Consider the following 22,491-nt stretch of genomic DNA (forward strand, 5'->3'; position numbering starts at 1 on the left):
AGGATAGAACGCTTTTTTTAACACACTAGAAAATAACTTTCTTTATCAATATCATAAAAAGCAAATCATTACTCTAACGGACGGCGGATAAAACGCCAACGAACCTTTTCCTGAAATGCAGGACGAAAATATAAAACAATCTGTTGTGTGCGTTGCGGACCTGTTAATGCAGCAAAATCAATTGAATCTTCAAGACAAATATCAGCGTCAGGTGATATAAAATACCATACTTGCTCATCTCCCACAGCTAAACGCACATGCTTACCATCATAATTAACTTGAACTTGTGGGTGAAGATGAAATCGGACAGCAACATTATTTTGCTCACTTTGTACTCTTTTATGTCGCTTTGACAGCATTTTATTTGGCATAAAAAAGCGATCAAAACCTTCGATCATGTCACCATTTGTCGCTAAGATGAGACCACGCTCATGAACAAGATTAAAAGGTCGCACATAACCATCATGACTTGCAATAAAACCCGTTTTCTCTGCATCTTCTATACGACGCACTTTAACATCCGTTGGCCCCTCAAGCAAAAATGAAGTGCCACTTCTCTTTTTTTTATGAAAAGTCCCCACCGAGCAATCATTAACCGTTGCTGTTGAATGTGCCGCAGTAACACGCCCTAAATGTCGATATTCCTCACGCCCATAAGGATTAACACCCATATTAATAACAAAACGACTTCCCTGCGAAGACATTTCAAAAGACAAGCATCCCGAACCAGCATACTCAGCAGCAGAACGTGGAGGAAACTTTCCTGTATCGGCAAGCACTGTCGTTTTATTGGCTTGTAAACGTTGAAACCCTGAATGGCGTGCATAACTAAAAGGATGTCCCGCAGTTTCATCAAATGCTAACAGTGCCGATAAGCGTTCCGATACAAGAGGGCCCACTCCATTAAAATGCGCCAAAGTTTGATCTTCATGGATAAAAAACCGTAAAGCTGGCAACATACGTTCCACAGAATCAATCAAAATACGCGGTGCCGTTTCATTGCTATGCATAAAAAGATGCCGTAACGACAATAAATCCGCTAACAAATTCAGCAAAACAATAGGGCTACGCGAAATATGTCCACCATCAACTAAAATTTGGCGTGAAAGTTCCTCTATAAGAAAATTTTGCATCTTTTTTTTCACGATTGCAGAAACAGGTAAAGCTAGAGAGGCAAATGTCAAAGCTATTGCTGCTTGTAAGCGTTGATCATTGTTTTCCATACTAGAAATCGTGACACGCAAATAACGAAATTGGAAACCAAGCGCACGTAAAAAGCATTTTTCAAACTCTTCACTTGCTCCTTGCAAGAGCATTTTTGAATGACAAATCCACGAAATTAAACGCCGTGCCACCACCGGTGCACTCCAAGCAAGTCCCTTTACTTTTTTGCCTCCATGGTCCAGCCAATCTTCTAAGAGGGCGCGCGCATGGGCTGCTGCCAAATTGCTCCCAGCTGCTGCCATATGCCGCAACCAATGAAAATCATGAAGAGCTGCCTCCCATTCCGGGGTTGGTGGAACTAATGAAAAAGGAGAAACAGCACCAGAACGAACAACATGACCTGTAAAAGCAAAACGACCGTGATAAAATTCATGTGCCATCATCGGATCAGCTAAATGCAAATCAACGGGATGTGCTAAAATTTTATGGGGACGAAAGCCCGAAAATCGCCAACGAAACAGCGGTCCTACCCATAAACGCCGCATAAATTGCTGTGCCCCATAAACGAAGTCTGATGCCTTTATCTGAGGACCTTTTACCGCAATTGCCACAATCTCATCTCCATGCCTACTGAATCATGTACAATTTCAGCCATTTTAGTAAATGAACCGTTAATTAAGACACTTTCCGCAAGCGCGCTGCAAAAAAACCATCCATTCCTAAAAATATGTTTTTCTCAGCGTTAAAGTCTTCATGACAAAAATCCGCAGGTGTTGTACGTAAAACCCCCTCACACGAGAGCAAATGCGCCATCACACCCATTTCCTTTGCACAAATAGGCTCTAAAACAATATCGCTACGTATCGATAAAATTTTCTCAATAAGATCTTCACCTTCTTCTCTCGCCAGTGAACAATTAGAAAAAACAATGCACCCTCCCTTCTTCACCAAAGCAATTGCCGCCGAAAGTAAATCATATTGTAACGCCGCTAATGTAAGGATATCCTCCATTGATTTTGTCCATAAAACGTCAGGATGACGGCGTATTGTGCCCGTAGAAGAACAAGGAGCATCAAGAAGCACAGCATCAAACAGTTGTTCGGGATGAAAATTTCTCACATCTCCCTGCCAAGTGCGAACTGAAAAATGAAGCCGCTCCATATTTTCTTTTAAGCGCTTTACCCGATTAGCAGACATATCAACAGCTGTCACATCAGCCCCTTGCAAAGCTAATTGTGCTGTTTTTCCTCCCGGACTCGCACAAAGATCAGCGACCCGCTTGCCCTGAATATTTCCAAGTAAACAAGCAGGCAACGTTGCAGCAAAATCCTGAACCCACCAAGCCCCTTGCCTATAGCCTGGTAAATCAGAAACAGAACAATCCACATGGCTTAACCGAACCGAACCATTAGGCAAAACAACACCACCAAGCCGTTTAGCCCATACAATACTGTCGGATTTAACTGTCAAATCGAGAGGTGGCGGAGTACTTTGAATTTCTAAAATCTGTTCAGCCTTTTCTTTTCCATAAGCTGATATTAATAGCTCCCCAAACCATGCCGGAACTCCTTCAACAGTCGGAAGCGGTTGGCGCAACACATCTGCCTCACGTGCAACATTGCGTAAAAGAGCATTCACCATCCCTGAAAAACGGCGCATACGGGGATCAAGTTTAGCCACACGCACTGCTAAATCAATCGCAGCATGATCAGGAATATCAAGGTAAAGAATCTGTGCCACACTGATATGCAAAAGATGTTGCAATGAAAATGCTTGCGAAGGCAAAGGCCGCATCAAAAAGCGTGATAAAGCAACTGTAATTTGTCCCCGATGACGCAACGCCGCTGCCAAAATAGCACGACACAGTAAACGATCTCGATGTGAAAAACTTAAATATTGTGGATGTCCATGTTTATTATCCGTTAAACCCGAAAGAGACGCATGCTTATCAAGCACCGCCCCTAAAAGACGAACACACACCTGCCGAACAGCTAATCCCGGAACATTTTTTTCGGACACCTGCCCCGCTTTCTCGTGCTTCAAAACAACACCTTTATGCTTTTGTTCTCTTAAAAGCTCTATGATCGAGTTCTTTTTGAATCTTCATAACGAAGCCAAGAAGGACGTTTTGTAACGCGTTGAACAGTACCATTTTCCTGATTATCTGATACACGGGTTTGCGCACTACGCTCTAGATTTCCATAATCTAAGCCCATGCTTTCGACCAATACCCCCTTCATCTCTTCCGCCTGCCGATAAAGAGCCGCAATACGATTCGCAGTCGCCGGATGGGTAGAAAAAAGGCTATCAGCTCCTTCCCCACTTAGAGGATTAATAATAAACATATGCGCTGTTGCCGGATTATGCTCTGCTTCCTCATTGTATATTTCACGTCCACCATTAGCAATTTTACGCAATGCCGAAGCCAACCATAAAGGATTACCACATATTTCAGCTCCTCGCCGATCAGCAGCATATTCACGCGTACGACTAATAGCCATTTGCACCAACATTGCCGCAAAAGGCGCCACAAGCAAAGCAATAATGCCCCCAAGCCCTCCCCCATGAGAATTTTCTGAAGAATTACGCGGCCCCCCCATAAAAAAAGCGAAATTCCCAAGCATAGAAATCGCTCCCGCAATCGTTGCAGTCAGAGTCATTGTTAACGTATCACGGTGCTCAATATGCGCTAACTCATGCGCCATAACACCTGCAATTTCCTCCACACTCAATTGCTTTAACAACCCAGTACTTGCAGCAACAGCTGCATTTTGAGGATTACGTCCCGTAGCAAAAGCATTTGGCTGCGCACTCTCAATAACATAAACTTTTGGTTGAGGAAGAGAAGCTTTCCTAGCTAAATCACTCACAATCTTATAATAAACTGGTGACGAATGCTGATCAACTTCACGCGCACCATACATGCGTAAAACGATTTTATCCGAATTCCAATAAGAAAAAAAATTCAAACCACTTGCCATCAAGAGAGCAATGATCATACCACTACCCCCTCCAACAAGATAACCAACCCCCATAAAAAGAGCGGTCATAAAAGCTAAAAGCATTGCCGTACGCATTATATTCATTACTCAAAAAACTCCATGATAAAAGACAATCATTCCTATATGATGGGGTTTTCTTTCTGCTTCTTCAATGGAATAGGTGTAAAATGGATAAAAAAGACAAGAAAATAAGCAAGCAAAATGCAACCACGGATAAACAGCAATCCCTCTCTCCCGCAGCACAACGCGCCCTAAACGAAGCTGAAGAAAGACGTAAGCATAAAATAAAGGAAGAAAGACCTTTAGAAAATGGTGGACGCGGTGGCAAAGACCCTTCACGCTATGGAGACTGGGAAATTAAAGGCCGCGCCATTGATTTTTAAAAGAATCATATTAACTTGAAAAAACAAACATACTCTTAAAGAAAATCCGTTTTCGCCTGCCAAAAACGGATAACAATTATTTCCTCTACAAAAGTTTTAAAAGTACAGTTTATTACTTTTCAAGAGCAATCACGCTTCTTCTGCTACTGCAGCAGCAGCTTCTTCAGCAGCTTGCTTTGCTGCTGCAATGCGTTCTTGTGCCTTTTTGCCAGGTTCACCTTTGTGTGGATTATTGCGGGCTGGACGCTTTTTTAAACCAGCTGCATCCAAAAACCGTAAAACGCGATCTGTTGGCTGTGCACCTTGACCAAGCCAATATTGAATACGTTCTTCATCAAGTTTTACCCGCGGTCCATCTTTAGGCAACATGGGATCCCATGCACCAACACGTTCAATAAACCGTCCATCACGCGGACTACGCACATCCGCAACAACAATGTGATAGTAAGGACGTTTTTTTGAACCTCCACGGGACAAACGAATTTTTAATGCCATATTTTATCTCCTATTTTCAGCTCTGGCTTTCGTTTAAATTGATTTGTTTTATTTTTTGTTCTCGAGCAATCTCCTCATGATGATGCACAACCTCTTCAACAACAAACTTCAAAAACTTTTCAGCAAAATCAGGATCAAGATGACTTTCTATAGCCAATTGCCGCAATCGTGCCACTTGACTCTGCTCACGCAGAGAGTCAACAGCAGGCAAATCATAATGGGCCTTTAAATGCCCAACAGCTCGCGTACAACGAAACCGCTCTGCCAAAATATGTATCAATGCTGCATCAAAATTATCAATGGATGCTCGTAAACGCACTAATTCATCCAATATTTTTTCCTGCACCCTCTCTCCTTATCCTCTCTGAATCTTACTTTTTCTTAGGATGCTGAGGAAATTTTCCCCTTTCGGCAATACCACTAGAAAGACCAGGAAATGAAGTCCCACTCCCTGGAAGACCGGGCAAAACCTTTCCTCCCTTACCACTTTCTATCTGCTTTTGCAGTGTTGTAAGCTGCTTTGGATCAAATCCCGATAAATCAGGCATAGTCGCAGAATCCCCACCCAAAGCCCCCATACCACCAAGCCCCATCTTAGAACCAAGCCCGCTCAACATTTTTCCCATCAAACCGCCTTTGCCTTTACCTCCAATAGCTTTTACCATATCAGCCATCTGGCGATGCATTTTTAAAAGCTTATTAATATCAGCAGCGCTTGTTCCAGAACCTTTAGCAATTCGTTGTTTACGGCTATGTTTCAAAATTTCTGGATTGGCACGCTCTAAGGGGGTCATGGACGAAATAATAGCCAATTGACGATTAAACAAACGATCATCGAGTCCTGCAGCAGCTATTTGATCTTTCACCTTTCCCAAACCGGGCAGCATTCCCATAATACCGCCCATTCCCCCAAGTTTTTTCATTTTCTGCAATTGTTCAGCCAAATCATTAAGATCAAATTTACCAGCCTGCATCTTTTTTGCAAAGGCAGCCGCTTTCTCATGATCCATTGTTTCAGCTGCTTTTTCCACCAAAGAAACAATATCCCCCATCCCGAGAATACGATCAGCGATGCGACTGGGGTGAAACTCTTCCAAAGCATCTATTTTTTCACCAATCCCGATTGCTTTAATCGGCTTCCCTGTAACAGCACGCATTGAAAGAGCCGCACCACCACGACCATCACTATCCATACGTGTTAAAATAATTCCTGTAATTCCTACACGCTCATCAAAAGAACGCGCAAGATGAACAGCGTCTTGACCAGTAAGACTATCAGCAACCAACATAATTTCATGCGGGAGAGAACATGCTTTAATCGCAGCCAATTCAAGCATTAAAGCTTCATCAATATGATTACGGCCTGCTGTATCAAGAATCAACACATCATAACCGCCTAGTTTAGCTGCTTGTACTGCACGTGTTGCAATATCAACGGGAGACTGACCCGCAATAATAGGCAAACTTGCAAGTTGTGCCTGTTCTCCTAATTGGCGGAGTTGTTCCTGTGCTGCAGGACGTCGTGTATCTAATGACGCCATGAGAACTTTTTTGTTATTCTTGTCTGTTAAACGCTTTGCAAGCTTTGCTGTTGTCGTTGTTTTTCCCGAACCTTGCAAACCAATCATCATGATCACAACAGGTGCTGGTGCATTTAAATCACTCAAAACGCCTTCACTTCCAAGGACACGAACCAGTTCATCATGAACAATTTTGACAACCATCTGGCCCGGTTTAATTGATTTAACAATTGCAGCCCCAACAGCTTTTTCACGAACCCTATCGGTAAAAGAACGCGCGACATCAAGTGCAACATCAGCTTCCAATAAAGCGCGACGAATTTCACGCAGAGCCTCTGCTACATCCTGATCCGACAAAGCTCCACGCCCTGTCAAATGAGACAGTATGGAGCCAAGCCGTTCTTGTAAGGATTCAAACATTCTCTAACCTCATTGCTGCATAATACACAAACCAAAGTCGCATCCGAGGACGCATCGCGTTGTCGGATGTTGACCTCTGAGATCTCTTTATACCCTTAAAAGCGGGGTCTCAGTCAGTGGCTCCAAGTTAATTTTGTACCGAAAGCTTGTTCTTTCAAACAATAAAACTCTACCCTTGTCAAGATTTATCATACAATACATTTAAAAGAGAACAAATATTATACTTCAAAACTCTCACTCAACAAGTACAAAGCAGCCTGTTTCCTGTTCCATATTCCATAATTTACCGCTTGATATATCAAACCAAGTCCCATGCAACGTTAAAATACCCTGATTTTTTCTCGCCTTTATCCACGGAAATGTTTCTAAATTCTTCAATGAATCACGAATAGAAAGTTGCTCTAACACAATCTGCTGTTCTGATACGGACAACGACTTATTGCCAATAACTGCTTGTGCTGCTGGTGCTAAAAGACTTATCCACTGACCAATAAAATCATTTGACGATAGAGACTTACACGTCCCCTTAAGAGCGGTGCTAATCCCCCCACAATGCGCATGACCAAAAACAACAATATGCTTAACTTCAAGCAATTGCACCGCATATTCAATAGCTGCTGATGTTGCGTGATATTGGTTATCAGGAGAAAAAGGAGGAACCAAATTTGCCACGTTGCGTAATGTAAAAATTTCGCCTGGCTTAGTATCAAAAACTGTTTCTGGTACTGCACGCGAATCACAACAAGCAATAACCAAAAATTCAGGTTTTTGCCCCTCAAGCGCTAATTGTTGATAATGTGCTGTTTTATATGAAAAATGATTTGTTATAAAGGATCGATAACCGCTTAAAAGTCTTTCAGGCAAACACGTCATTCTTTCTTTACTTTCATCCTATATATTTAAAAAAACAGACTATTAACATAAAAAAATACTAAAAATATCCTCTTATTGACGTAAAATTTCTCCTCAGAAAAGCAATTTATCACTTTAAAATGGAATAATCAGTTTATCTTCTTCAAATAAATAACTACTCCCTTTAAAAAGAAGGTGCTACACTAGAAAGAATAGTATAAAAATTTGTTCTTATAAAAAAAGAACATCAAAAGCAAAAAGGGAAAATCATTGTGTTACAGCAACAAACATCAAAGACAAAAAGCAATCAAAATAAAATAGAACAAATCCTTTTTGCTCATACCGATACAGAAGATATTATCTGTTACCAAGACAAAGAACTTCAAAAAGCCACTGCTATTGCCATTGATACTTTTAATCTTCATAAAGCAGGAAAAAGTACTATCTGCTTTAAGCAAAATTTAACCCGCAACAACAAGCCTATAACCGTTATCACGCTCGTCAATGATAATAAACCCTTCCTGCTTGATTCGATTTTAAATGTCTTTAATCAGCACAAAAATCATATTTATTTGATTGCGCACCCCGTCCTTGATTGTGCCTCCGGACAACGCATCAGCCTCATGCAAATTCATATCGAGCCATTAAACGAACAGCAGATACAAAAGCTCCAAGATGAGATCGCCTTAGTTCTTGAACAAGTTAATGCAGCTGTGCAAGACTGGAAACCTATGCTTAAAGAAGTCGAAAAGCATATCCATGCCTATCAAACAAATCTCCCAGCCCACTACAAACAAGAAGGCGAAAAAGCCATTGAATTTCTAACCTGGTTGATGGACCATAATTTCATCTTCCTTGGTATGCGCACTTATAACTTCACCAAAAACCAAGAACCCACAAAAGCCTTTACCGCCAGTGACATTGAATTGGGTATTCTCACCGATGCCTCTATTCGTATTATTGGGGATGCACGGGTGGAAGAACCTCCTCAAGAAATCCTCTCTTTTATGGAAAGTGATAACCTGCTTATTGTGACAAAAGCCAACAGCCGTTCAAAAATTCACCGTCCTGTTTGGCTTGATTATATTGGTCTTAAAATCTTTGATAAAGAAGGCAAATTATGTGGAGAATTACGCATTGTAGGGTTATTTACTTCTTCAGCTTATACACGTTCTATCTCGCAAATCCCTTTCTTAAAAGAAAAAGCAAAAACCATCATTCAACGCCTTGGATACAATCAGGCTGACTATTCTGGAAAAGCACTCATCAGTGTTTTAGAAACATATCCAAGAGATGAAATGTTTCGTTCTGACGTTGATACATTGACAGAAAATGCCAAACTTATCCTACAATTAGACGAACGCCCACGTCTGAGAGTACTCGCTCATATTGATTCTTTTGGGCGCTTTGTTTCTATACTTGTCTATGTTCCCCGTGACCAATATAGCAGCAATATTCGCGAAAAAATTGGCGAATACTTTGTTGAGCTCTACAAAGGTGATTTTTTCGAATCCTATCCACTCTTCTTAGAAAGCACTCTCATCCGCGTTCACTATATTATCCATCGCAAAGGAAGCGAAAGCGCCCCCGTTGTTGAGCGCACAGTGCTTGAACAAAATGTTCGCTCTATAGCACGCAGCTGGGAAGACAGTGTTCAAACCATAGCTCTTACCCGCAAAGCAACAGACAAACAAATGCGTTTAGCGAGCCAATTTCCCAACAGCTATCGTGATTTATTCTCAGCTGAAGATGCAATTGAAGATGCCGGAAATATTTTAAGTCTTCATGATAAAAAAACGCTTTTCGTTACTTTTTATCATACACACAACAAAGAAAAACAAAGCATTTCTCTTCGGCTTTTTCACCGCCATGAAGCACTAGCTCTTTCCAAGCGCGTACCACTCCTTGAAAATATGGGGTTTCGGGTCATAGCTGAGCAAACACTTGAATTACCAGATGGCAATGGACATTCCGTGTACCTTCATGATATGCAACTAGAAAGCGCCTTCCAACTTTGTATCGATTTCGACAAAAACGGTCAAAAGCATGCCGAAACATTTGAAGCTATTTGGTCCCACGATGCTGATAATGATGCCTTTAATGCTTTAACCCAAACAGCTCAACTTGATTGGCGAGAAATTGCCATTTTACGCCATTATGGACGCTATCTCCAACAAGCTGGAATCCCTTATTCACAAGACCGCGTTGCCCAAACTTTAAACGCCTATCCAGACATTACCCAAGATCTTTATGCTCTATTTCATTTGAAGTTTCATCAAAGTCATACAGAAAAAGAACGAGAAAAAAACCAACAGGTCATTCAACAACGTATTGAAGAAAAGTTGCAAAAAGTATCAGGTTTAGATGATGATCTCATCTTACGTCGTTACCGTAATCTTATCGATGCGAGTTTACGCACAAATGCCTATACTCCTTTAGAAAATGGTAACCCACGGCGTATTTTAGCAACCAAATTGGATCCACGCCAAATTGAAGGCTTACCCGAACCGCGTCCTTATCGAGAAATTTTTGTTTATGGACCAGAAGTTGAAGGGGTACATTTGCGCTTTGGTCCTATCGCACGTGGTGGAATTCGTTGGTCTGATCGTGCATTGGATTATCGCACTGAAGTGCTCAGTCTAGTCAAAGCTCAACAGGTTAAAAATGCAGTCATCGTTCCTGTTGGTGCAAAAGGTGGATTTTATCCTCATCGCCTTCCCCAAACCAATGACCGTAGCATAATCATAGAAGCCGCACGACAAGCTTATATTGACTTTATCACGGCTTTGCTTTCCATCACCGATAATCTGGTTAAAGGTAAAATAAAATCTCCTCACAACATCATCTGTCATGATAACCATGATCCTTATTTTGTTGTTGCTGCCGACAAAGGCACAGCAACCTTTTCTGATACAGCAAACGCACTCAGCCAAGCAAACCACTTTTGGCTCGATGATGCTTTTGCCTCTGGAGGTTCAGCAGGCTATGACCACAAAGCCATTGGGATTACAGCGAAAGGTGCATGGGAAGCAGTTAAAAGACATTTTCGAGAATCTTTTAATCACGATATTCAAACAACTCCCTTCACCTGTATCGGCGTTGGTGACATGTCTGGCGATGTTTTTGGCAATGGAATGCTCCTTTCCAAACAAACAAAACTTATTGCTGCCTTTGACCACCGCGATATCTTTATTGACCCAGATCCAAACATAGCTGAAAGCTATGCAGAACGTATGCGCCTCTTTCAACTTCCTCGCTCAAGCTGGCAAGATTACGACCATACAAAATTATCAAAGGGTGGTGGCATCTTTTCACGCACAGCAAAGACAATTACTCTCTCACCCGAAGCAGCAAAAGCCATTGGCTTTGAACAACAAACGGGAACACCCTTTGAAATTATCTCTGCACTTCTCAAAGCACCTGTTGATCTTCTATGGTTTGGTGGCATTGGTACCTATATCCGTGCAACAACAGAAACTGATGCACAAGTAGGGGATCGTGCGAATGACGCACTCCGCATTACCGGTGAACAAGTTCGTGCAAAAGTTATTGGTGAGGGCGCTAATCTTGGCGTTACACAACGTGGTCGAATTGAATATGTCTTAAACGGTGGACGGTGCAATACGGACGCCATTGATAACTCTGCAGGTGTTAACTGTTCAGATGTTGAAGTCAATATCAAAATTGTTCTCGCATCGGCGCTCCGTGCAAAAACACTTACCAAAGAAGCACGCAACGAACTCTTGAAAAAAATGACTCCACAAGTTGAACAATTAGTCCTACGCAACAATTATTTGCAACCTCTTGCTCTTTCTTTGGCTGAAAGCCAAAGTATTGCAGACTTGCCTTATCAGATACGCTTTATGCATGATTTAGAACAAAAAAAGCTTCTAGATCGTAAAGTTGAAATTCTCCCTGATGAGCAAATTTTGCGGCAAAGAATAACACAAGGCCAAGGCCTTATACGTCCAGAACTCGCCGTTATTTTGGCATATGCTAAATTAACTCTAAAAGAAGAAATCGTCCACAGCCCCATTATTGATGATTGTTATTTTGATGCAATGTTGTTGAACTATTTCCCAACTCAAATTCAAACAAGTTTTGAGAAAGAAATCATCAATCATCAGTTACGTCGTAATATTATTGCAACACTGATTGCAAACGATATTGTGAATCGTGGGGGGCCTACTTTTGTTAATCAACTACAAGATGCAACAGAACAAAAAGTTGAAAATGTTATCCGTGTTTTCATTGCAATCCGTGACGGTTTTGAAATACCCCAATTATCTGATCAAATTGATAAGCTCGATAATAAAATACCTGGTCTTATCCAAAATAAATTCTACGCAGCCATTACTTCAATGCTCTTTGAGACAACAAATTGGGGATTGCGCAATATGGACCTTTCGACTCCATTAGAAGAACTTGTAAAAATAATAAAGCAAGCCCGTAGCGTTATTGAAGAACAACTGACGCACTCCAACGATAAAGATATTAATCAAAAAATTAAAGAAAAAACGCTCCATTATAGTGAAGAAGGGGCATCAAAATCTTTAGCAAAACAATTAGCCCTCTTAGAAACTGCTCCAATAATTTGTGACATTTCTTTGATTGCAAAACAAAGCAACAGCGACCTTATTAAAACAGCAGAAATCTATTTTTCACTGGCTCAAATCATTCGTATTAATCGCATTAATGAAGCAAGTAAAACGATTCCTGTTCTTGATTATTATGATAGTATGGCCTTAAGCCAAGCCAAAGAGAATATTGCTAAAAGCTTACGACAAATTGTTATGAAAATGCTGAAAAATTATGGAAAAAAAGACAATCCTTTTGCCACTTGGAGCAAAATAGAAGAAGATCATATTCACAATATAACAAATCGTATTAGTGCTCTTATTGAAAATGATCTCAACATTTCTCGCTTTACTTTTGCAGCTGGGTTGATTGCACAACTTCAAAATACCGGCTTTCAAACTTAAAACGGTGCAAGACGACCAAGTTTTAAAAATCCTAATTTTGCCTGTCCATGACTAACCAACAAAGGGACAACAGGATAGCCATCAGCACTTTTAGGCATAGCACCCAGAACAAAAAATAAAGCTTGTAGATTGTTAGTTTGCTCAGGAAATAAGCGCTGCATAGTTGTAAGAAGTTCCATATGCTTCACAAAGACAAGTTCAAATTTTGCTGTCAAATATCCTTCATCATCAAAAGAAAAAGGCCCACTAACACGTAATGTACCACCTGTATGAAAACTCAATTCACCGTGCTTTAAAAGTCCACTTTTTCCATAAAAATATTGTTTCCAACTATTTCCTTCATTTTCAAACAGATGAGACACTTCATTGAGAACCCATTCCAAATTGCCATCAACTTTGGGCACTTCCACAAAATAAGAAGCAAAAAACATAGTAGGATCAAAATCATCAAAAGTGATATGCCCCGATAAATGATTTTTTTCATGTTTCAAATCAAGGCGTAAAAACTCTGCTGTTATTTTTTGAGGCATATCCTCTTGATCTAACACAGGTACAATCACATCTGGAGCACCTTTTAAAGAGGCTTGAGCTCCAACATTTTCTTGTACGGTCTTTTTATTTTTCACCTGTAATTCAGGTTTGTCTTGAAATTTTTTATCTTTAAAAGATGAAGAAATGGGGAAAATTTCAATCCCTTCAGCGATCAATTTAAATGTCTTATCTGTTCTCCAATAAGATTCTGTTTCAATCATCAAATTGCGCCAATGCGACACGATAGGAGTTTTTTTATCAAAAACAATAGATACAGGAGAATGAACGTTAAACTTTACCCCATAAGGTGCATAAATTGGTGCTCCAGCTGTCAAATATCCCGTTGACAAAGAAAGCTTGTGTAAAGGCCAAGCAAACTGAAATTGATCACAAGCAACACCAATACGTAATGGATAACCACTCTTGTGTAGGTGATCGCATAAAACCGTCATATCATTGGCAGTTGCTCTTGCGAAGAAATCGGCAACACGGTCTTCTATTTTACGTGAAAAAAAAACCACATTGCGCTATAAATAAGTATCAGAGTAAAACAAAAAAGCCCACAAAATAAATAGCTTAAAGAAAAGCTTTTCCGTATTAATTTCAATGGAGACAACATAAACAAAATAAAAACTTTCTTTATTTCATGATGATTAAAAATTTCTTAACTCTCATATACTTGTAATGGGTACACAAAAATTTGTTGCAATGCATTTTCAAACCATTTGCTCAAGGCTTGATCATAGATTAAACGGCCTTGCAAATGTGCAGAAGCGGGTTGAGCGCCTTTTTCCATGAGTTTGTGTGCCGAGCGCACGACTAAACGCCGCATCATGGCCCGCGTAAATTCGGCATGAAATTGTAAGCCCCATGCATTTTTTCCATAACGAAAAGCTTGTGTAGGATATGTATTACCTGTTGCCAAAAGCTCTGCTTCTTTAGGTAAATCATAAATACCTTCATCATGAAAATGATAGACCATTTTTGGCCAATTCATCACTTCCTTGCCTAGCAACGTCGCTTCCAGTGGATACCAGCCAACTTCAACAGTCCCATCACTTCTCGTACCAACACGCCCCCCTAGATTTTGCGCTAACATTTGTGCTCCAAGACAAATACCCAAAAAAGGCTTATTCTCTTTCAATGACAAAGAAATCCAATCAATTTCCTCATTAATATACGCTTCGCTGTCATTCACACTCATTGGCCCACCCAAAATGACGACACCAGCATAATGCTTCAATGTATCGGGAAGCTTTTGTCCCAAAATAGGGCGATAAATATCAAGAACAAAACCTTTTTGTTGCAAAAATTTCCCCAAACGACCGGTATATGTAGACCGACGATGCATAACGACTGCAATTCTTGGTTTATTCTTTTTTTGTTTTTGACCAATACACCTTTGACTTAAAAACATTTTTTAACCAATCACTTCTGCAACCAAGTAAAGTTTTATCCTTTAAGCACAAGAAAATAATTTTGGCGAACAATATTAACTACAATTTTACTTATTTAAAATAAAGGGGAATTCTTTTTCGATAAAGATATCTCCTCATCTTCTATTTTAACCCCTGGATCGTCAACATTCAAATGGGTTTCGCTAACTGTTTTAATTTCTTGCCTTTTTATATCTTGTTTCTCTACTTGTGCATCATACAAAAAAGAATCCTCTAAAGAGGGAAATTTTTCTAGTATCTTATCTTCAACACCAGTATCTTTTCCCACAAGACCCTCTTTATCTTGTTTTTTAGGCACAATATTGGCGGCCTCTAATGTAATGGGGGGCATACTGGGAGGGGCTTTCCATTCAAAACAGCCCAAACGCCCACTTATTGGAGAAACCACTGACCAAGAAGAAAAAATGGATCCCTCACACATCCACACTGGATCACGTTCAGCACGAAGTGCTAGAGAAAGCCATTGACGCACAGCCCCCTGATTATTACCCTGTGCCTCTTCAATATCTGCCAATAATAAATAAACACTTTCTCGTTGATGATATTGCAGAGCTTTTTGTGCTTGTTGCCTTGCTAATGCTATCTCACCTGCATCCAAAGCCGCTTTAGCAATAAGAAAGGTCGCGGCAAATGTATCTTTATTATAAGAAGCAAGTGTCTTAGCCTTTTTCAATCGCTCAACAGCTCCTTCTTCTCTTTCAAGATACAGCGCACTCAAATCAGGATGAGGTTCTTTTTGCCAAGCTGTAATAATCATTTTATCCGCTTTACGTATTTCATTTAACTTATAAAGCATATCAGCGGCAATGACTGTTATCGGAACAAAATCAGGCTCCAATTTATGTGCTTTTAAAATGGCCGCACGCGCTTCACCAGGATGAGTCTCAAACAGATGAAGCGCTTTCCCACAAAGTAGCAAAGCCTGTGTATGTTGACGCTCTGAAGCCAAACGAACAGAGCGCGGTAAAGCTTTTTGTGCGCGCTCAAAAACACCGAGTGCTTTGTCCCATTGCCCATTCACACTGAGCTGATCAAGCACCGCCTGATGAGCCCATAAAAGTGCTGGCGATAAAGCCAAAGCTTCTTCTGCATATTGCTGTGCTGCTTCATAAGCTTTGCTCTTCATAGCTTCACGAAACAAACCGTATAACCCTGCCAATTTTGTCGGTGCTTCTTTTCTCATTCCCTCATAAAGACCAATAGCGCGCAGAGAATTATTTTGCAAAGATAAGGTTTGAGCTTGTAAAAGCTTTACTAGCGGCTCATGTTTGCCTGCAAGATATTTTATAACCTGAGCTTCCATTTCTTGTGCCAAAATACCATCTCCAGCAAAAACTGCAAGAAGCCCCTGTGAAAGAGCTTCATAACCACGCTTTTGGTGACGTTTATACAAATAATTGGAAAAAGCACGAGGTAGAGAAAAAAATACAGATAAAAGCCACCATAAAAACGCCAGAATTCCAAACAGTAAAATGAGCGCACTTAAAGCTGTTAGCAATGAAAAAGAAAACCGAAAGTGCAAAAATGTTATAACAAAAACACCATTGTGATTAGCTACCCACCCAAAAGCAAGACCAAGCACACATACAACAAAACTATAAATAAAAACACGTATCATCTTGAGCCTATTTACATCTTTGTTGCTTTAAAAGATCCTTGTTGCACAGACATCAACAACTTCTGAAACAACTGATGAACAGCAATATGTTTTTCAAGCTGATCAACAAAATCTACTGAAACATCCTTTGCATTTTGGGGCAACATTTGCCATTCACTCAAAGCTCTTTCATAATCACCCGCTTGAATAGCAACTTCCATCCGTGCCGCAATTGCCCCCAATGTCATACCTTCAACATTGCCAATCGGCCGTGAAATAATGAGACCTTTTATCCATGCCAAAATTCGTCCAAAAAAACCAACATCTGACGCAACATCATTTTGTGTCGCAACAATTGCATCTGCAACACGAGCAAAATCTGTTGCAAGTTTTGCCGAACTTGGCAATCCTATAGTAGCTGTCTTTTGCAACAGATCAAGTCCATCAATCGAAGGGGATAATTGCTGTAACAGCTTTAACTCATTACTATAGGATCCCCCACGTTCTACAGCATTTTTTAAAGAACTAATCGCTGTAAACAGTGCAGTATTTATTTCTTGTTTTTCATTTTTTGCCGCCACAATTTCTTCTTGTATAGCTTCTAGTTGTTGCTTTAGGAGAGCAAGAGCGTTTGCATTGGTTTCTCCAGTCGATAAAGCCATTTTTATTTCTTTTGAAGCATTAACAAAAGCTTGCACAAACTTTTCAAGATCATTCACTTTTTGCTCTAAAACCACAAAAGCTTCTCTTCCATCTTCTTGCACTCCTTCATCACTGGGAATTGCTTCCACCTGTCGTGATGAAAAAGAGGAAAATTCTGCCTTCAACGCCTCAATTTCTTGCAGTATGTGCCTTAATTTCTTGTATGTCTCTTCACTTTGACTTTTTGCACTTTCTGCAATTTTTAAAGCTCTTTCCCCTCCAAGATTGTTTTTCAATAACGAAGAAGGAAGTATACCCGCCCATTGCAACCCGATAAAAAGACCTAGAGCGATAAGGCCACCTAAAATTCCTGAAATAAGCGAATAAAAGCAAGTCCTATAAGATACGCATTGCTTCTGCTGACTTTTCTCACTCTGCTCTTCTTTCATAGCCGAACTTGCTGGATTTTGTGTTAGTTGTTCTGAATCATGGTTCACAACTTCATGTTCAATCACAGGCTTTTTACGGCGATCACCAGCATAGTGTGGTTTTTTGGTTTTGAAGGGTCTACCATCTTTGTCACTTTTTGTGCATAATTTCTTTTAATGATAAAATAATAGAATGAAAAAAGTTTTAAAAATTAAGATTTTCTCAAATATCATAACTTATTTTACACTCTTTTTATAAAGAGTATAAATTCCCCAAAATTTCCAACTCTGCACTTTTATCAGGAACAGTTATAATTGTATACTTAAATAAATAGACTTTTGAAAACACATCAGCATTCTATACTGAAAGATACAACTTTATTTTTAACCAAAGCCATTCACTTTAGAGAAAGTATTAAAACACATTTTTTCATAGAGAAACAAACTCCAAAAGAAATTCCCCCAAGAGAAATTCTTTGCATCTTTGCTTGTCCGTGGTACGCACACAGGAAAGAATTGTCAACATAAGGTTTTATTTGAAATGCGCCTGTTGGGAATAGAAACAAGTTGCGATGAAACAGCAGCAGCTGTCGTGGAATACAACAATGAAGAAAACAGCAAAATTCTTTCCAATATTGTTTGGAGCCAAATTGATCATCATGCACCCTACGGCGGTGTTGTTCCTGAAATTGCTGCCCGTGCCCATGTTGAAATTCTCGATAGTTTAATTCTGAAAGCACTAACAGAAGCGAATACAAAATTAAAAGAGATTGATGCCATTGCAGCCACAAATGGCCCTGGTTTGATAGGAGGGTTGTTGGTAGGCGTTATGAGTGCAAAAGCACTCTCTCTTGCCACTGGAAAACCTTTTATTGCCGTCAATCATCTGGAAGGGCATGCTTTAACAGCCATGCTAACGCATAATGTCGCGTTTCCCTATTTATTGCTGTTGGTTTCAGGTGGTCATACACAAACAATTCTTGTTCACGGGATAGGCAACTACCAGCGTTTAGGAACCACTATTGATGACGCGTTGGGAGAAGCTTTTGATAAAACAGCAAAACTTTTAGGTCTTCCTTATCCGGGCGGCCCAGCACTTGAAAAGGCAGCTTTATTGGGTGATAAAAATCGTATCTCTCTTCCACGACCTTTAAAAGGTGAAAAACGGCTAGATTTCTCTTTTTCTGGTCTCAAAACCGCCGTTCGGCAAGCAGCAACAGCCATGGCTCCCCTTACAGAAAGTGATGTTGCCGACATTGCGGCAAGTTTTCAAGCAGCAGTTACCGATACAGTACATGATCGCGTTCATCTGGCTCTTCAACACTTTACCCATCAATATCCCCTCTCTCACTATCAAAACCGCCGTCCTCCTGCTTTAGTTGTCGCAGGCGGAGTTGCCGCCAACCAAGCCATTCGATCCACGTTGCAAGAACTCGCACACCAACACGGTTTTGAATTTATAGCTCCCCCTCTTTCCTTGTGTACGGATAATGCTGCAATGATTGCTTTTGCTGGTGCACAAAAACTCGTACGAGGAGTAACAAGCCCTCTTGATATTGCCCCCCGCTCACGCTGGCCTTTAGACGAAAACGCTGCCCCCTTAATTGGAATGGGACGCCGTGGAACAAAAGCATAATAAAAATAAAAATCCCCTGTGATCCCAAAAACATAAGAGCAATTACTATTCATTTAGCATCTTATCTGTTACGCTTATTATTGGAATCTTTAAGATATAATTTTCTACATTATTTTTTGAACGCAAAGCAATCATAGATCGCTCTTTCCAGACCAAGGTCTAAATAACCAAACCTGTCAAGCTAAGTAGTTTACTTTAAACCTATACTGCATACAAAATATTGATTTATAATAATATAGCGTTATTCATATTAAATTATAAACTCGAATATCGTAAGATTCTCTCATTCCAAATCTGTCTATGTTGAATCAATCAAAACCACTTTCTTGCACGTTATAAGTGGGATGAATGTGAGGATAAAAACTGATAAGAAAAGAGTAAAAATACCTTTTATGAGCCATCTTAATACAAGAATTGTGGCAACATTGAGAGCTAGCAAATATAATGATGGTGCCAGCTTGCTTCTTCACAAACGTAAAAATGAAGATGCTTAATGAATTTACCGATACTATCACAAGTACCGTAGTGAAATGGGTTTAAGAGCATGAAAAGAGGTTTCTTTAAAACAAGCGCGTCTACTTTTCGTCGTCATGTAACCAATGGATTTTTATCAAAAACTTTAAAATTTGTTTTTTTATCGCGTTGATTACAATCGGATCTTGTCAAGATAATTGAGCAAGCAAAACAACAACGTCAAAATTAACGCGGCATAAAAAACTTGTCACGTAAAGAAGAACAAAGCTTTTCATTTTCATACGAAGTTTATAAAATTCAGAATCTAACCTGTTATGCAACGTTATAGGATTAGAAAGTGCATTCTCTACTATCATATTGCTTCACCTACAACATTGAGATGATTAATTGAGGAAACAATCCCGCCATTCTAAGCGAAAGCAAAGAGGGGAGATTATTGATCATAGCAAGCAAGACTTAAGAATAGCATTCATATTGTTCTGAATGTTTTCTACAAAAAGGGCTATTCAAGCGCTTCTTTACACTTCTCTGTGGTATGATAGAATCTGGACGACATATGGGAAAGTTTTCCTTTTTAAAATTCTCATACCAAGTCCCTCCTTTATCTTTATAGCGCAATCCTGATTGGAGCATACGAGTATCAATGGTTGTTTTTGCATTAATGCTCTGCCGCTGATTTTCTGGATCAATATCATAAGGAGTTGGCTTTCCGTATTCTAACAAAGCTTTTGCTACCTCTGTAAAATCTGCATCAGGCTTTTCCCACACATCCAAAGATGATGTAGAAGGTATACCTAAATAACATCAAGCCATACTCAATAGCCATATTCCACTACCCAATAATTTTAAAATTTGTTTCACTTTTTCCTTCTATAAGGAATTTGTTCTAGATCGGATGGTCATACGTATATAGGCATTTTGGATTTGCATCTCCAGGACAAGTGTGGACACTTTTGGAATCGGTAAATATTCTCCATGTTTCTTTTCACCAGTTACTGCCAACAGGCACTGTCCCATAGCTAAAGCAACTACCGCCGATTCATCTGCTTACAAAATCATATTTGTGTACATCAAAGCCAGCAGTGATTTGTAGACCTCCACGCACATAACCTAACAGCACTGCCGTAGCCTTAGCATTTTACGATAAGATAACATTCATGGCGTTAAAGCCATTGATGTTTTATGAGTGCCAGCATTAAAAACGTAACGTTTTTCATGAACATAAACCGTTGGAGGCGTACGATTTTCTTCGAAAAAATCATAACCCTCCTTAAGCATAACCCAGAATGGATAATGAGGATCAGTCTTATAACGTGCCATATTATCATCAGTCATACGAAAAGGAAAAGCCTGCAACTGAAATTCTCTCTGTCCACCTTTAAAAGCATCGCGCGCAAAAGCATAAATTTGTGCCATATTTTTATCACTCATGGAATAGCAACCAGCAGAAAAGCAAGAACCATGCACCATAAGATTACTTCCCGTTCGACCATTTGCTTGATCGTAGAGGTTAGGAAATCCAATATTAAAAGAAAGATAATATTTTGAATAAGGATTCATTTGATTTGCACTAATGGTGTAAAAACCTTCCGGTGTTTGACGGTCTCCTTCTTTATATTTAGGTCCAAGTTTACCAGACCATTTGCAAATACCATAGCGCGCCATCAATATAAAAGCCCCTGAACGAGACTGTTTCCAAATTTCAGCGATATTTTCTTCCTTAAAAAAACGCATCATAATCGGCGCATAAGGATCGATGTCATGCAACACCATTCTATTTTGAATTTCTTGGGGAAGTGGTTGCTCAACTTTAGCACGAATAGAAGCAGGCAATCTTCCCTCACATGCTGTTAATATTCCCATTACACACAATATACTCACCGTGAGAAACCTATTGAATATCATTGAACTAAACTCCAATCCATCCGCTCACAAGAAATGATTTACGTTAACGACCTACCAATTTGAAGATATTTTTCCCAACGATCTTTTTTAAGAGCTTCACCATCTTTCCCAGCCATAGCTTTTAAAGCCTCTGAAATCACGTCACCCGCTTCATCAATCACAGTCTCTTTTCCTCGATGAGCACCTCCTAAAGGCTCAGGAATAATGCCATCAATAATCTTTAACCGATATAAATCTTGCGCGGTAATACGCATATTCATTGCGGCATCTTTGGCACGGGTAGAATCACGCCATAAAATAGAAGCTGCGCCTTCTGGTGAAATAACAGAATAAATTGCATGCTCCAACATATAAACTTTGTTAGCTGCAGCAATTGCTATCGCTCCTCCAGAACCACCTTCTCCAATAATAACCGAAACAACAGGAACCTTTAGACGCAAAGTTGCTGCTGTTGATTGGGCAATTGCTTCTGCTTGACCACGTTCTTCAGCGCTCACTCCAGGATAAGCGCCTGCGGTATCAACAAAAGTAAGGAGCGGTAAACCAAATCGATCAGCCATTTCCATAATACGTACAGCTTTACGATAACCTTCCGGACGTGCAGAACCAAAATTATAGCGCAAACGTGTTTGGGTATCGTGCCCTTTTTCTTGACCTATGTAGGCAATTGCTTCTCCTTTAAAACGTGCAAATCCAGCTTGAATAGCCTCATCTTCAGCAAACTTGCGGTCTCCTGCCAAAGGTGTAACATCACTAAGCAAGCGTGCAGCATAGTCCATAAAGTGAGGACGATCTGGATGACGAGCCACTTGTGTTTTTTGCCATGGTGATAATTTTTTATAAATATCGCGCAATGCCGTTTGAGAACGTTTTTCAAGACGCGCAATCTCGTCACTCATATCAAGACTGTTTTCTTCTTGAGAAATCTGTTTTAATTCAAGAATTTTCCCATCAAGATCAGCAACTGGTTTTTCAAAATCAAGATAATTATACATTGTACCTA

18 protein-coding genes and 2 pseudogenes are annotated in these 22,491 nt (G+C 40.0%); 5 read left to right on the plus strand and 15 right to left on the minus strand.

What is annotated here, in order from left to right:
- Positions 1-68 precede the first annotated feature (68 nt).
- The 3 genes from QWU_RS02215 to htpX form a co-directional block, all read right to left on the minus strand.
- Positions 69-1,775 carry a heparinase II/III family protein gene (locus QWU_RS02215; RefSeq protein ID WP_017196107.1) on the minus strand — a complete coding sequence of 569 codons (1,707 nt, stop codon included), beginning with the start codon at positions 1,773-1,775 and terminating at the stop codon, positions 69-71.
- A gap of 64 nt (positions 1,776-1,839) precedes the next feature.
- Positions 1,840-3,207 (minus strand): RsmB/NOP family class I SAM-dependent RNA methyltransferase, encoded by a 1,368-nt coding sequence (locus QWU_RS02220; RefSeq protein WP_026017270.1) that lies wholly within the window; start codon positions 3,205-3,207, stop codon positions 1,840-1,842.
- A 35-nt stretch (positions 3,208-3,242) separates the two neighbouring features.
- On the minus strand, positions 3,243-4,250 hold the full coding sequence (htpX, locus tag QWU_RS02225) for a zinc metalloprotease HtpX (protein ID WP_006589913.1): 1,008 nt from the start codon (positions 4,248-4,250) through the stop codon (positions 3,243-3,245).
- An 83-nt stretch (positions 4,251-4,333) separates the two neighbouring features.
- Between htpX and QWU_RS02230 the strand changes: the two genes are divergently transcribed.
- A complete protein-coding gene (locus QWU_RS02230; protein ID WP_004857950.1) occupies positions 4,334-4,549 on the plus strand; it encodes a DUF1674 domain-containing protein in 216 nt (71 codons plus the stop codon).
- A 129-nt stretch (positions 4,550-4,678) separates the two neighbouring features.
- On the opposite strand, the gene rpsP is transcribed toward QWU_RS02230, so the two are convergent.
- The 4 genes from rpsP to QWU_RS02250 all read right to left on the minus strand — a co-directional run bounded on the left by rpsP (position 4,679) and on the right by QWU_RS02250 (position 7,857).
- Entirely contained in the window at positions 4,679-5,044 is a 366-nt protein-coding gene (rpsP, locus tag QWU_RS02235) for a 30S ribosomal protein S16 (RefSeq protein WP_006589914.1), read from the minus strand.
- Between the two features lie 16 nt (positions 5,045-5,060).
- On the minus strand, positions 5,061-5,390 hold the full coding sequence (locus QWU_RS02240) for a chorismate mutase (RefSeq protein WP_006589915.1): 330 nt from the start codon (positions 5,388-5,390) through the stop codon (positions 5,061-5,063).
- Positions 5,391-5,415: 25 nt separating this feature from the next.
- Positions 5,416-6,984: a signal recognition particle protein gene (gene ffh / locus QWU_RS02245; RefSeq protein WP_006589916.1), complete on the minus strand. Its 1,569-nt coding sequence runs from the start codon at positions 6,982-6,984 to the stop codon at positions 5,416-5,418.
- Between the two features lie 234 nt (positions 6,985-7,218).
- A complete protein-coding gene (locus tag QWU_RS02250) occupies positions 7,219-7,857 on the minus strand; it encodes a carbonic anhydrase (protein ID WP_006589917.1) in 639 nt (212 codons plus the stop codon).
- Between the two features lie 251 nt (positions 7,858-8,108).
- On the opposite strand from QWU_RS02250, the gene QWU_RS02255 reads away from it, so the two are divergent.
- Positions 8,109-12,818, plus strand: coding sequence for an NAD-glutamate dehydrogenase (locus tag QWU_RS02255; protein ID WP_017196109.1), 4,710 nt, complete (start codon positions 8,109-8,111; stop codon positions 12,816-12,818).
- On the opposite strand, the gene QWU_RS02260 is transcribed toward QWU_RS02255, so the two are convergent.
- From QWU_RS02260 to QWU_RS08925, 4 genes are all read right to left on the minus strand, one after another.
- Positions 12,815-13,870, minus strand: a complete 1,056-nt coding sequence (locus QWU_RS02260) for a DUF2125 domain-containing protein (RefSeq protein WP_017196110.1) — start codon at positions 13,868-13,870, stop codon at positions 12,815-12,817. The genes QWU_RS02255 and QWU_RS02260 overlap by 4 nt on opposite strands.
- A gap of 143 nt (positions 13,871-14,013) precedes the next feature.
- Complete coding sequence (locus QWU_RS02265; RefSeq protein WP_006589920.1) at positions 14,014-14,766, minus strand: glutamine amidotransferase; 753 nt, start codon at positions 14,764-14,766, stop codon at positions 14,014-14,016.
- A gap of 95 nt (positions 14,767-14,861) precedes the next feature.
- On the minus strand, positions 14,862-16,424 hold the full coding sequence (locus QWU_RS02270) for a heme biosynthesis protein HemY (protein WP_017196111.1): 1,563 nt from the start codon (positions 16,422-16,424) through the stop codon (positions 14,862-14,864).
- An 11-nt stretch (positions 16,425-16,435) separates the two neighbouring features.
- On the minus strand, positions 16,436-17,560 hold the full coding sequence (locus tag QWU_RS08925) for a COG4223 family protein (protein ID WP_017196112.1): 1,125 nt from the start codon (positions 17,558-17,560) through the stop codon (positions 16,436-16,438).
- A 454-nt stretch (positions 17,561-18,014) separates the two neighbouring features.
- On the opposite strand from QWU_RS08925, the gene tsaD reads away from it, so the two are divergent.
- From tsaD to QWU_RS10265, 3 genes and pseudogenes are all read left to right on the plus strand, one after another.
- A complete protein-coding gene (gene tsaD / locus QWU_RS02280; RefSeq protein ID WP_006589923.1) occupies positions 18,015-19,109 on the plus strand; it encodes a tRNA (adenosine(37)-N6)-threonylcarbamoyltransferase complex transferase subunit TsaD in 1,095 nt (364 codons plus the stop codon).
- A 392-nt stretch (positions 19,110-19,501) separates the two neighbouring features.
- A pseudogene (locus tag QWU_RS10545) lies at positions 19,502-19,600 on the plus strand (DUF4102 domain-containing protein); the annotation flags it as partial.
- A 77-nt stretch (positions 19,601-19,677) separates the two neighbouring features.
- Positions 19,678-19,752: pseudogene (locus tag QWU_RS10265) on the plus strand (helix-turn-helix transcriptional regulator); the annotation flags it as partial.
- A gap of 19 nt (positions 19,753-19,771) precedes the next feature.
- Here the strand turns inward: QWU_RS10265 and QWU_RS10105 are convergent.
- From QWU_RS10105 to QWU_RS02310, 4 genes are all read right to left on the minus strand, one after another.
- Positions 19,772-19,939: a hypothetical protein gene (locus QWU_RS10105; RefSeq protein WP_006589924.1), complete on the minus strand. Its 168-nt coding sequence runs from the start codon at positions 19,937-19,939 to the stop codon at positions 19,772-19,774.
- Between the two features lie 100 nt (positions 19,940-20,039).
- Positions 20,040-20,351, minus strand: coding sequence for a hypothetical protein (locus QWU_RS02300; RefSeq protein ID WP_006589925.1), 312 nt, complete (start codon positions 20,349-20,351; stop codon positions 20,040-20,042).
- A gap of 387 nt (positions 20,352-20,738) precedes the next feature.
- Complete coding sequence (locus tag QWU_RS02305; protein ID WP_006589926.1) at positions 20,739-21,488, minus strand: L,D-transpeptidase family protein; 750 nt, start codon at positions 21,486-21,488, stop codon at positions 20,739-20,741.
- Positions 21,489-21,526: 38 nt separating this feature from the next.
- Positions 21,527-22,483: an acetyl-CoA carboxylase carboxyltransferase subunit alpha gene (locus tag QWU_RS02310; protein WP_006589927.1), complete on the minus strand. Its 957-nt coding sequence runs from the start codon at positions 22,481-22,483 to the stop codon at positions 21,527-21,529.
- Positions 22,484-22,491 lie beyond the last annotated feature (8 nt).

This window comes from Bartonella birtlesii IBS 325, from assembly GCF_000273375.1.
Taxonomy (GTDB): Bacteria; Pseudomonadota; Alphaproteobacteria; order Rhizobiales; family Rhizobiaceae; genus Bartonella; species Bartonella birtlesii.